The 11,577-nt window shown below is 68.2% G+C and carries 8 protein-coding genes; 4 read left to right on the top strand and 4 right to left on the bottom strand.

What is annotated here, in order from left to right; all coding sequences use genetic code 11:
• Positions 1-27: 27 nt before the first annotated feature.
• Positions 28-3,180 (bottom strand): penicillin acylase family protein, encoded by a 3,153-nt coding sequence (locus tag ACIBG5_RS12045; protein WP_396391557.1) that lies wholly within the window; start codon positions 3,178-3,180, stop codon positions 28-30.
• 116 nt (positions 3,181-3,296) lie between these two features.
• Here ACIBG5_RS12045 and ACIBG5_RS12040 point away from each other — a divergent pair, with 116 nt between their 5' ends.
• Positions 3,297-4,385 (top strand): aminotransferase class V-fold PLP-dependent enzyme, encoded by a 1,089-nt coding sequence (locus ACIBG5_RS12040; RefSeq protein ID WP_396391556.1) that lies wholly within the window; start codon positions 3,297-3,299, stop codon positions 4,383-4,385.
• A gap of 47 nt (positions 4,386-4,432) precedes the next feature.
• On the opposite strand, the gene ACIBG5_RS12035 is transcribed toward ACIBG5_RS12040, so the two are convergent.
• The gene (locus ACIBG5_RS12035; protein WP_396391555.1) at positions 4,433-6,334 is read right to left on the bottom strand and encodes a DEAD/DEAH box helicase; all 1,902 of its coding nucleotides are present in this window, start codon (positions 6,332-6,334) and stop codon (positions 4,433-4,435) included.
• 328 nt (positions 6,335-6,662) lie between these two features.
• Here ACIBG5_RS12035 and soxR point away from each other — a divergent pair, with 328 nt between their 5' ends.
• Both soxR and snpA read left to right on the top strand, forming a co-directional pair.
• Complete coding sequence (soxR, locus tag ACIBG5_RS12030) at positions 6,663-7,136, top strand: redox-sensitive transcriptional activator SoxR (RefSeq protein ID WP_396391554.1); 474 nt, start codon at positions 6,663-6,665, stop codon at positions 7,134-7,136.
• 222 nt (positions 7,137-7,358) lie between these two features.
• On the top strand, positions 7,359-8,027 hold the full coding sequence (gene snpA, locus ACIBG5_RS12025; protein ID WP_396391553.1) for a snapalysin: 669 nt from the start codon (positions 7,359-7,361) through the stop codon (positions 8,025-8,027).
• Between the two features lie 152 nt (positions 8,028-8,179).
• On the opposite strand, the gene ACIBG5_RS12020 is transcribed toward snpA, so the two are convergent.
• Positions 8,180-9,199, bottom strand: coding sequence for a LacI family DNA-binding transcriptional regulator (locus tag ACIBG5_RS12020; RefSeq protein ID WP_396391552.1), 1,020 nt, complete (start codon positions 9,197-9,199; stop codon positions 8,180-8,182).
• 218 nt (positions 9,200-9,417) lie between these two features.
• On the opposite strand from ACIBG5_RS12020, the gene ACIBG5_RS12015 reads away from it, so the two are divergent.
• Positions 9,418-10,497, top strand: a complete 1,080-nt coding sequence (locus tag ACIBG5_RS12015; protein WP_360452707.1) for a sn-glycerol-3-phosphate ABC transporter ATP-binding protein UgpC — start codon at positions 9,418-9,420, stop codon at positions 10,495-10,497.
• Between the two features lie 9 nt (positions 10,498-10,506).
• On the opposite strand, the gene ACIBG5_RS12010 is transcribed toward ACIBG5_RS12015, so the two are convergent.
• On the bottom strand, positions 10,507-11,505 hold the full coding sequence (locus ACIBG5_RS12010) for a glycosyltransferase family 2 protein (RefSeq protein ID WP_396391551.1): 999 nt from the start codon (positions 11,503-11,505) through the stop codon (positions 10,507-10,509).
• Positions 11,506-11,577: the final 72 nt, after the last annotated feature.

Raw genomic sequence — 11,577 nt, 5'->3', positions numbered from 1 at the left:
GCCCTCATCCTGACAGGCCCGGAGTCGTCATTGCCTGAAGACCTGAAGCTCGTAAAGCGAGTACCCGTACGACGTCCCGCGCTGTGTCCCGGTCACTCGCACATACCGAGCAGGAACCGCCCCGAACCGAACCACGTCCTCCCCGCGGTCACCGGTCGTCGTCGCATATACCTGCTGCCAGGTCGTCCCGTCCCGCGACACCTCGATCCGGTACGCCTTCCCGTACGCCGCCTCCCACCGCAGCACCACCCGGCCGACCTGCTGCTCGTTGCCGAGGTCAACCTTCAGCCACTGCGGATCGGACCAGTTGCTCGCCCAGCGCGTGGTCAGCTTCCCGTCGACCGCCTGCGCCGGCGGCGAGTTGAACAACCCGGACTCGTGACTGCTGGCGGATGCCGTCTTCCCCAACGCCAGGTTGCTGACGTCGTCACCCCGCCGCGCCGGGAACTCGACCACCTGCTGGTACGTCGGCCTGTTCACCCAGGCAATGCGGTCCTGGGTGATGCCGCCCATCGGGTTGTGCGCGATCTGATCGGCACAGAACTGGTCACCCGCTGAGCAGTCCGCAGTGGCCGGATAGGTCGTGGCGGCCGGGACCTTCGTTGCTGCCAGCAAAGAGTCCGCCAACACCTGGCGGCAGGCAGCGAGCGATCCGCCACCGCAGAACGTGACCGGTTGCGGCGTCTGCACCGGATCGCCGAGCACCTTGCGCAGGTCGCGCTGCACGAAGCCCCACCATCCGCTCTGGAACGCGGATCCCTGCGCACTCGGTCGCTCGTCGATCTTCAGGTTCGCGACCAGAGCGTCGTACAGGTCGGGGCCGAGGTCCTTGAACTCCGCCGGGACCAGCAGCGGCCACCACGCGTCCAGGATCCGGATCGCGTCGGCGTGGTCGTAGGTCTTCGACGAGGCATTGGGCGTCTTGCGGTGACTGCCGGCCGCCTCCCACGCCGTGAGCTTGGCGACCGCTTCGGCGACCGCCGGATCCGTGATCGGCGCGCTCTTCAGGACCCGGATCAGGTACGGCAGCACCTGGTCGCCGCGGAGGTCGACGGTGGCCGCGTCCTCCATCGCCTCGACCAGCTTGCCGCGGGTGAACTTCTGCCCGTTGTCGATGACGGCCTTGATCCGGTCGTCGAGCGGCTGGCTCCGATAGACGGAGTTGTACCCGAACTGCCCGTCCGACGCGGAGAACCCGGGCGCCTGCTTGTTGTTCCAGCTGGTCAGGTAGTCCTGGTTGACCACCTGCGGGTGCTGCGCGGCCGGGGTGTAGGTCGCCCGGTTGGTGGCCGGATTCCAGCCCCGCCACTCGTACGAGCTCCACGTCGGCAGGTTCGGGTCGCCGCCGGCCGCGCGGACCGGGTTGTCACCGGAGTTGAAGTACGCGATCGACAACTTGTCGGTGTAGAACCAGTTGAACGTGTAGCCGATGTTGCTCGCGGCACTCTGGAAGTCGGCCGCCGAATGGATCCGATCCGGGTCGTTCAGCTGCATGAACCCGAGCGCGGAGCCGGCCTCGTTGCCGTACGTCGACCGGTTCTTGGTGAACACGACCGGCCGTCCGCCGACCGTGCCGCGGTGCGTGACGATCCCGAACTTGGTGCGCAGGGCAACCAGCGTGTACGACCCGGCCGGTTCGGACGAGCCGAGGCTGGAGTACCACTCGTTGTGCCGCTCGAGCCGTTCGATCGGTTGGCACTGACCGCGGAACTCGTAGTACTGCGACTCCTTCGTCGGCGTCCCGCCACCCGGGTCACACAGCGGTACGGCGAACGTGTCGGTGATGTCCTGTCCCGCGGAGGTAGCGCTCCACGAGTAGTCGGGGCCGCGACCGATCAGCGTGTAGAAGTTCAAGCCGGCGAACGCGATGCCGCGTGAGCTGACCCCCGGTCCCTGCAGCTCCTGACGCATGAGCAGTTGCGGAGCGAAGTACCCGGTCTGTGGACCGTAGACCGCGACCGGATTCCCGCTCTCGGTGTGCGCTCCGGAGACGAGCAGAGCGTTCGACATTCCCTTCTTGCCAAAGCCTTCGGGGAACAGGCCACCGTCGAAGATTCCGCGCAGTGCCTCCGAACCCGCGGGTGCCGGTTTCGCCGCCTTCCCCGAAGCGACGGTCTGGTTGATCACCTCGGGCTCGGGCGTGACCGAGCCGCGGTCCGGCAGGGCGCGACCGGCCGGGTTCGGACCCGTCTCGCCGTACGGGAAGGTCGTCCCGTTGTGCACCGTCGTACTGGCTTCCGGGTCGTTCTGCGAGCGGAACGACTCCCAGACCTTGGTGCCTTCGGCAACGCCGTACTTCGCCTGGGCCTCGAGCAAAGCCAACGCGGAGTTGACCTCCTGGCCGCCGCCGGTGCCGAAGATGCCCGCCACGACGGCCGCGGTGGCGACCACGTCGGTCACCTTCCACGGCTGGATCGGCCAGTCGAGGCCGAGCGCGACATACTCACCGGGGTAGGCGATTCCGACGGTGTTGATGTAGTTGTTCACCCCGTCGACCCAGGCCTGGATGTCCTGCTGCATCTTCACGCCGTCGGCGCCGTACAGTTCGTCGGCGTCGTCGTACTGCCGCTGCAGATCCGCTTCCGTGTACGGCGCGGTCCGCCAGAACTCCTGCTCGAACGCGCGATTCGCCGCCGCGCCACCCGCGAACGGGGTGAGCTGACCGCGGCCGAGATGCCGGAACACGTCCATCACGAACAGCCGATCCTGCGCGCCGGCGTACCCGGAGCCGAACATCACGCCCTGGCGGGTGGTGCCGGTGATGTGCGGGATGCCGCGGGACTTGTCCCGCACGATCGTGACGTCCGAACGCGGGTGGATCGTGCTCGCCACGTCGTTCGGCTGCACGCCGAACGAGGCGTCGTCGTAGTACGGCGCAAGGCCGTCGTCGGTCATGCCTTGCGAGTTCCAGACCAGGTTCTGGTACGGCTTCAGCGAGTCGCTGAAGTGTGGCGGACGGACGCCGAGTCCCTTGAAAAGAAGGAGATCCGTGAAGGTGGCGTTGCCGTTCTGACCGGGTGGAAGGATGTCGCGACATTGCCCGACGCAATAGTCGGTAGGTGTGGCGGCCGCTGCTTCGGGCTTGGCCTGACCCGGCGACGGCAGGGCAGCCAGCACGGCGGTGACGGCGGCTGCGGCGGTGATCGTACGAAGGTGGGTTCGGCGTGCGGGGCGGGGCACAAGAAGCCTCCTCTGCTCAGTAAAACTGAGAATGACTCACCAGTAGGTTTCGGGTCAAGATCTTGCGCTCGGGGTCTCGCCAATTGCTGTGCGTGACCACTAGGCTCAGCCGCACCATGAGCATCCATGACCGGTATCGGTTGAGTGTGGTGATCAACGCCAAGGGGACGTACACCCCGCTGGGGGTGTCGCGCAGTTCCGATGGGGTGGCGGCGGCCGTCGCACAGGCACTTCCTGAATTCTTCGTGATGGACGAGCTCGGCGATCGGGCCAGCGAGGCCATCGCGCAGTTCACCGGTGCGCAGGCCGGTGCCGTCGTGCACTGCACCGCGGCCGGCATCACGCTTTCGGTCGCGGCCACGATGACCGGCGGCGACCCGCGCCGGATCGCAGCGTTGCCTGACACAACGGATCTGCACCACCGCGTCGTGCTGCCCGCCTGTCACGTCGTCAACTACGGTCACACCAACCTGCAGGGCATCCGGCTGGCCGGTGCGCACGTGGACCTCGCCGGGGACGAAACCCGTTGTGCCATTGGGGATCTGGAGGAGGAGCTCGACGGACCGGACGTCGCCTGCCTGTTCCTCGTCTCGTCCCGGCTGACCGAAGGCGAGCCGATCGATCTGGTCGCCGCGGTACGTGCCGCGCATCGTCGCGGCGTACCCGCGATCATCGACGGCGCCGCGCAGTTCCCGCGGATCGCGGATCTGTTGTCCACCGGTGCGGACCTGGTCCTGGTGAGCGGGCAGAAGTACCTCGGCTCGCCCACGGCCGGGCTGGTCGCCGGGACCTGGTCGCTCGTCCAGGCCGTACGCGCCCAGGAGCGAGGCATCGGCCGGGGGATGAAGCCGACCAAGGAGGCCGTCATCGGTGTCCTGGCCGCACTCGAGGAGTGGCAGGCGTTCGACCGGATGAAGTGGGAGGCGGACGAGCTGGCGAAGGTGGTCGCGTTCGCCGATGCCGCCGGCAAGATTCCCGGAGTGGTGGCCGAGGTCGTGCCGGATCCGACCGGCCTGCAGGTGTCGCGAGCCCTGCTCAAGGTCCCGGACGCCAAGCGCCTGGCGACCGAACTCGAGGCCGGGTCACCGTCGATCTACGTGATGACCGATCGCGTCGACACCAATGAGCTGATGCTCGAGCTCGTCCCGCTGGACGACACCGAGATCGCCGCCGTAGTGGCCCGGCTCTGGGCGATCCTGACATAGCAAAGGCCCTGATCCCCTGGGGTCAGGGAATCAGGGCCTCGCGTCGATCAGTGCTGGTACGACTTGCCGTCGGTACGACGGGGTCCGTTGCTGCGACGCGGTCCGCTGCCGCCGCGGCTGTCGTGGCCACGACCCGGCCGGCTGCTGCCGAACCGCTTGCCACCCTTGCCGCCGCCCTTGCCGAACCGCTGCGGCTTCGGGGCGGGCAGCTTCACCGGGTACCCGGACGGCTTGTTGCCGCCGGTCAGCTCGGTGACCAACTGGTCGCCCGGACGCGCGCGCACCGGCTCGGCGTCGACACCGGCGGACTCGGCCAACCGGACCATGCCGCGCCGCTGGTGCGGCAGCACCAGGGTGACGACCGCGCCCTTGCCGCCGGCGCGTGCCGTCCGGCCGGCCCGGTGCAGGTAGTCCTTGTGGTCCGCCGCCGGATCCGCCTGGACGATCAGGCCGACGTCGTCGACGTGGATGCCGCGGGCCGCGACATCCGTTGCCACGAGCACCGGTACCGAACCGTCCTTGAACTGGTCCAGCGTCCGGTTCCGGGCACCCTGGGTCAGACCGCCGTGCAGCGCCGCGGCCATCACGCCGCGGTCACGCAGCTGCGTCGCGACGCGATCGGCACCCAGCTTGGTCCGGACGAACACGATGGTCCGGCCGTCGCGGCTGGCCAGCTCGGCCGTCAGCGACTGCTTGTGCCCCGGCTCGATCACCAGCAGGTGGTGCTCCATCGTGGTGACCGTGGCCTGGCCGGACTCGGTCGAGTGCTGCACCGGGTCCTTCAGGTAGGTCTTCACGATCTTGTCGACGTCGTTGTCCAGCGTCGCCGAGAACAGCAGCCGCTGCCCGTCGGCCGGAGTCATGTCCAGCAGCGTGGTCACCGCCGGCATGAAGCCCATGTCGCACATGTGGTCGGCCTCGTCGAGTACGGCGATCTCCACCGCACCGAGGTCGGCCGCACCCTGCTCGCACAGATCGATCAGCCGGCCCGGCGTCGCGATCAGCAGGTCGACACCACGGCGCAGCGCGTCGATCTGCTTCGGGTACGGCAGGCCGCCGGCGATCAGCTTCAGCGACACGTTCATCACGTGCGCGAGCGGCTCGAGCGCGTCGTGCACCTGCATCGCGAGCTCACGCGTCGGGACCAGGATCATCCCGCGCGGGCGCCGCGACTCGGTCCGGCCACCGGCCAGCCGTGTCAGCGTCGGCAGACCGAAGCCGAGGGTCTTGCCGGAACCGGTCTGGCCGCGGCCGAGGACGTCCCTGCCGGCCAGCGCGTCCGGGATGGTCGCGGCCTGGATCGGGAACGGCGTGGTGATGCCGTCGCGCGCCAGCCGCTGGATCAGCCGCGGCGCGAGCCCGAGCTCGGCAAACTGGTTGTCCGGAGCAACAGTTCCGAGGTCCACCGGCGCCTCGTCCCGCTTGGTGTACTGCTTGTCGTCCCGCCGGTACGTCGGCCGCTCACTGCGATCGTCCCGCTCGAAACGCGGCCGCTCGTCCCGCTGGAACGCCGGACGCTCGTTGCGCGCTCGCTCGTCCCGCTGCTGATACGACGGGCGCTCGTCACGCTTGTACGACGGACGCTCGTCCCGCTGCTGGTACGACGGACGCTCGTCCCGCTTGTACGTCGGGCGGTCGTCGCGGCGGTACTGCGGGCGGTCGTCCTCGCGGCGCGGCTGGTTGGCGCGCTCGGCGCGGTAGCCCTTCACCGGGGCGCGGTCGTAGCTGCGCACACCGCGGTCGGAGTACTGGGTCGGTCCGCCCCGGCGTTCACCGCGGGCGGTGTCGTCCCGGACCTCACCGGCCGCCGGGGAAGCGGTCGCGGCCTCGGCCGCCATCCGCTCGCCGTACGACTGGGTCTGGAACTTCTTGTGCCGCGGCTTCTTGATCCGGCCGTCGGCGGTGGTGCCGGCGGCAGGCTCGTGCTGGTCCTGGTGGTGCTGGGTCACGCAATCTCTCTCTCAACGTCACGGACGAAACCCGACCGGTACCCGCGCGCAAAGGCCGGCCAGGAGAAACTGGCCGGTCTGGACGAACTGGCAGGAGATAGGCATCGACCTGCGGGTGCTATCGCGTTGCACCCTCGTCGCCGGGAACCTTCAGCGGGATGCTGAAACCGACGGGTCGGAGCGCCTGGGAAATGCTCTGGTGACGCGACGCGCGCACCGACACAGCAAAAAGTATACCCGACCTCGGCCCGCCCCTTGACCAGGGCGGGAGACGGACCCTCAGTTCAAGTGTGGTTGAGTTTTTGGAACCCGGTTCTAGGGTGGCGGTATGGCGCAGGAGAACGTCCCCAGCAAGGAGCACTGGCTCTCCATCGGGGAGATCGCACATCGGTCCGGAGTAGCGGCGTCGGCATTGCGGTTCTACGAGGACCAGGGCCTGATCACCTCGCGTCGGACGGCCGGCAACCAGCGGCAGTACCAGCGGAGCACGTTGCGGCGGATCGCCTTCGTGCAGGCGGCCCAGCGGGTCGGGCTGGCACTGTCCGAGATCAAGGGGGCACTGGACTCGTTGCCCGAGGACCGGACCCCGACCCGCTCGGACTGGAGCCGATTGTCCAAGGCGTGGCGCGGCCGGCTCGACGAGCGGATCTCCGAGCTCGAGCGGCTGCGCGACGACCTGGACAGCTGCATCGGCTGCGGCTGCCTCAGCCTGCAGCGCTGCAACCTCTACAACAAGGCCGACCGGCTGGCCGAACGCGGCCCCGGCGCCCGCATCCTCAACGTCGGCATCCCCGGCGAGTGACCCGCACGGGTTGACCGTAGGCAGGGGTCAGGTCATAGGTAGGGCGTTATGGATGACATAGAACCGGCTGGGTGAGTCGCGGGTTAACCCCCGAGTTCGGTGCGATCCAGTGCGGAATTTCCGGAGTCTTGGCAGCATCCGGGGGTAGCGAACAGTAATCCGCTGGTCGCTATCCGCCACAGATCTTCGGAGTGAGGCCCTCCCATGTCGCATCGCCGTGTCTTGAGTTCGTTAGCGGGGCTCGCCGCCGCCGCGCTCGCCGTCCCCGCCTTCGCCGCCGCGTCCCCCACTGCGTCGGCTCCCGCCACCAACCCGTCCGCCTCCACCGCCGCGACCCGGGCGGCGTACGTCGGTTCGCCGCAGGACGAGGCCGCCACCAAGGCCTTCTACGACGCGGTGATGAAGTCCGCCCGCGCCAAGATGGCCCAGCAGGCCAAGTCCGGCCAGAAGGTGGCCGCGGTCACCGTCACGTACGCCGTCGACGCGCCGACCTTCCAGTCGCAGATCAACTCGAGCACGCAGATCTGGAACTCCTCGGTCAGCAACGTCCACCTGGTCGAGGGCAGCAACTACGACTTCTACTACACCGAGGGCAACGACCCACGCGGCTCGTACGCGTCCACCGACGGGCACGGCGGCGGCTACGTGTTCCTCGACTACGCCCAGGCGCAGGAGTACGACCCGACCCGGATCACCGCCCACGAAACCGGCCACGTGCTCGGCCTGCCGGACCACTACACCGGCCCGTGCTCCGAACTGATGTCCGGCGGCGGCCCCGGCCCGTCCTGCACCAACCCCTACCCGGACGCCACCGAGCGGTCGAGGGTGAACTCGCTGTGGGCCAACGGCAAGACCAGCCTGCCCAGCGCCGCCTTCCACATCGCCAAGTGATGTCACGTCGCCAAGTGATGTCACGTCGCCAAGTGATCAACCTCGAGTGATCCGGTTCTCCGGCTCGACCGTCCGGCAGGGGACGGCCGGGCCGGAGTCATTCCGGTCTGCCCGGGCAGCCCGCCCCGATGCCCGGGCAGGCCGCCTCGTCGTCAGCGGGCGGGTCCCGTCGTACCGCGGACCACCAACTCGGGGCGGAAGAGGAACTCGGTGTGGGGCGTGGCGTGGCCGCGGACCTCTTCCAGCAGGGACTGGACGGCCGCGAGGCCCATGGCCTGGACCGGCTGGCGAATCGTCGTCATCGGAGGATCGGTGAACTCCATCATCGGGGCGTCGTCGTAGCCGACCACCGAGATGTCGCCAGGGACCGAGAGGCCGCGCTGACGGGCCGCCCGGATCACGCCGAGGGCCATCATGTCGGAGCCGCAGATGACCGCGCTGACGCCGGCGTCCACGAGCTGCTGAGCGGCCGCGGCGCCACCCTCGACACCGAACATGCTCAACGCGACCATCGGGTCCAGCTCGTCGTCGGACAGCCCGAGCTGGGCCTTCATCGCCGTCCGGTAGCCGGCCAGCTTGCGCTGCACCACGATGAACCGCTCCGGCCCGGACGCGAACCCGATCCGACGGTGGCCGAGGGCAACCAAATGGGTGACCGCCAGCTCCATCGCGGCGTTCTCGTCGGACGAGACGAACGGCGCCTCCACCCCGGGCAGCCAGCCATTCACGAACACCACCGGCAGCCGCCGCTCGACCAGCGACTGGTACCGCGCATGGTCCGCGCCGGTGTCCGCGTGCAGACCGGAGACGAAGATGATCCCGGAGACGCCGCGCTCCAGCAGCATCTCGACGTACTCCTCCTCCGTCGCGCCGGACGGGGACTGTGTGCACAGCACCGGGGTGAAGCCGCGCTGGGACAGCGCCGACTCGATCACCTGGGCGAACGCCGGGAAGATCGGGTTGATCAACTCCGGCATCACCAGCCCGATCAGACCGGCCGACCGGCGCCGCAACCGGCTCGGCCGCTCGAACCCGAGGACGTCGAGTGCGGTCAGCACCGACTGTTTGGTGTCCTCCGCGACCCCCGGTTTGCCGTTCAGTACCCGCGAGACCGTCGCCTCACTGACCCCCGCCTTGGCCGCGATGTCCGCCAGCCGTGCTCTGCTACTCACGCGGGGCACTGTACCGATCCTGCCGCTGATCTTGCAGCAAGATCCTGCAAGAACTTGCAGGATGCGTGGGAGTGTCCACTACGTGAACAGTACGGACACTTCACACGCCGTACACCTTGTCAGGACGAGCGGGGCGGGCGAGGATAAGCGAACCCCCGCCCGGGGGCCTTTACTCGGATCGTCCGGCACGTTCCTGCCGGTGAAGGGAAGTAATCGTCATGGCCACTGTGTCTTTCAAGTCGGCAACCCGGATCTACCCGGGTGGTGACACCCCCGCCGTCGACAAGCTCAACCTCGAGATCGAGGACGGCGAGTTCATGGTTCTCGTCGGCCCGTCGGGGTGCGGCAAGTCCACCTCGCTCCGGATGCTCGCCGGCCTCGAAGAGGTCAACGAGGGCTCCATCTACATCGGCGACCGCGACGTCACGCACCGTCCGCCGAAGGAGCGGGACATCGCGATGGTGTTCCAGAACTACGCGCTCTACCCGCACATGTCGGTCGCGGACAACATGGGCTTCGCCCTGAAGATGCAGGGTGTCTCCAAGGAGGACCGCGCCAAGCGCGTGATGGAGGCGGCCAAGCTGCTCGGCCTCGAGGAGTACCTCGAGCGCAAGCCGAAGGCTCTGTCCGGTGGTCAGCGTCAGCGTGTCGCGATGGGCCGCGCGATCGTCCGTAACCCGCAGGTCTTCCTGATGGACGAGCCGCTGTCCAACCTCGACGCCAAGCTGCGCGTGCAGACCCGTACCCAGATCGCCGAGCTGCAGCAGCGCCTCGGGGTCACGACCGTGTACGTCACGCACGACCAGGTCGAGGCCATGACGATGGGCGACCGGGTGGCCGTCCTCAAGGACGGTCTGCTCCAGCAGGTCGACACCCCGCTGAACCTGTACGACCACCCGAAGAACAAGTTCGTCGCGGGCTTCATCGGCTCACCGGCGATGAACCTGATTACCGCCGACATCACCGACGGCGGCGCGAAGCTGGGCGACTACGTCATCCCGATCGAGCGCGGCATCCTGTCCAAGGCCGGCAGCGACAAGACCCTGACCGTGGGCGTTCGCCCGGAGGCCTTCAAGGTCGCCGACCAGGGCCTGCCGGTTCACGTGGCCGTGGTCGAGGAGCTCGGCGCCGATGCGTACCTGTACGGCACCGCAGAGCACAACAACGAGCACCAGCAGATCGTCGCCCGGATCGACGCCCGGATGCCGGTCGAGAAGGGCTCGACCATCCACCTCGCGGCGGTGCCGGACAAGCTGCACCTGTTCTCCACCTCCACCGACGAGCGGCTGACCGCCTGATCCTCGGCTCTACATCACACGCCGGCCTCGGGTGGCTCTGCCAACCGGGGCCGGTGTCTTGTCCAGACGGTCGGCCGGGTCCATGTTGGTCTGCTTGAGCAGGTAGTGCGGGCGCTGCTTGGTCTCGTAGTAGATCCGGCCGATGTACTCGCCGATCACCCCGAGCATCACCATCTGCAGCCCGCCGAGACCGGTGATCGCCGCGATCAGCGTGACGTACCCCGGCATCTTCACCCCGTTCACGGCGGCCACCACGATCACCCAGACCGCGTAGGCGGCCGCGATCGCGGTGAGCACACCACCGACGTAGATCGCCAGTCGCAGGGGCTTGTTGTTGAACGACAGCAGCCCGTCCAGCCCGTACTCGAGCAGCCGCCGGAACGTCCACCGGCTCTTCCGGTCGGTCTGCGTCACGTTCTCGTACTCGAACAGGATCGACTCGAACCCGATCCAGGCGAACAGCCCCTTCGAGAACCGGTTGTACTCGCCCAGCTCCAGCAGCCCGTCCACCGCGCGCCGGGACAGCAGGCGGAAGTCGCCGACCCCGTCCATCAGCTCGACGTCGGCCCAGCGGTTGATCAGCCAGTAGTACGTCCGGGCGAACAGCGTCCGAGTCGCCGGGTCGCCGACCCGGGTCCGCCGCGCGATCACCTGGTCGAAACCACGCTCGTAGTGCTCCAGCATCCGGCCGACAAGCTCCGGCGGGTGCTGCAGGTCCGCGTCCATGATCACCACGGCGTCGCCGCTGGCGTAGCGCAGGCCGGCCAGCATCGCGGACTCCTTGCCGAAGTTCCGGCTGAAGGACAGGTAGCGAACCGACTCGTCCGTGGCGGCCAGCTCGACCAGCGCGTCCAGCGTCCCGTCCGCGCTGCCGTCGTCGACGTACACGATCTCGTACGGACGCCCGGTGGCGGTCAGTTCCCGGCTGAGGGCCTGGTGGAATCTGGCGATCACCTCGGCCTCGTTGAAGCATGGCACGACCAGACTCAGTCGCATCGTCGTTCTCATCGATCCCACCCGTCCGCGCCGATGCGATTTTTGTCTAGACCTGAACTAGGCGTTAGCTTTGCACGCCGGGGC

The organism is Kribbella sp. NPDC050241 (genome assembly GCF_044459685.1).
Classification (GTDB): Bacteria; Actinomycetota; Actinomycetes; order Propionibacteriales; family Kribbellaceae; genus Kribbella.
This window is presented reverse-complemented; position numbering and strand designations above follow the sequence as displayed.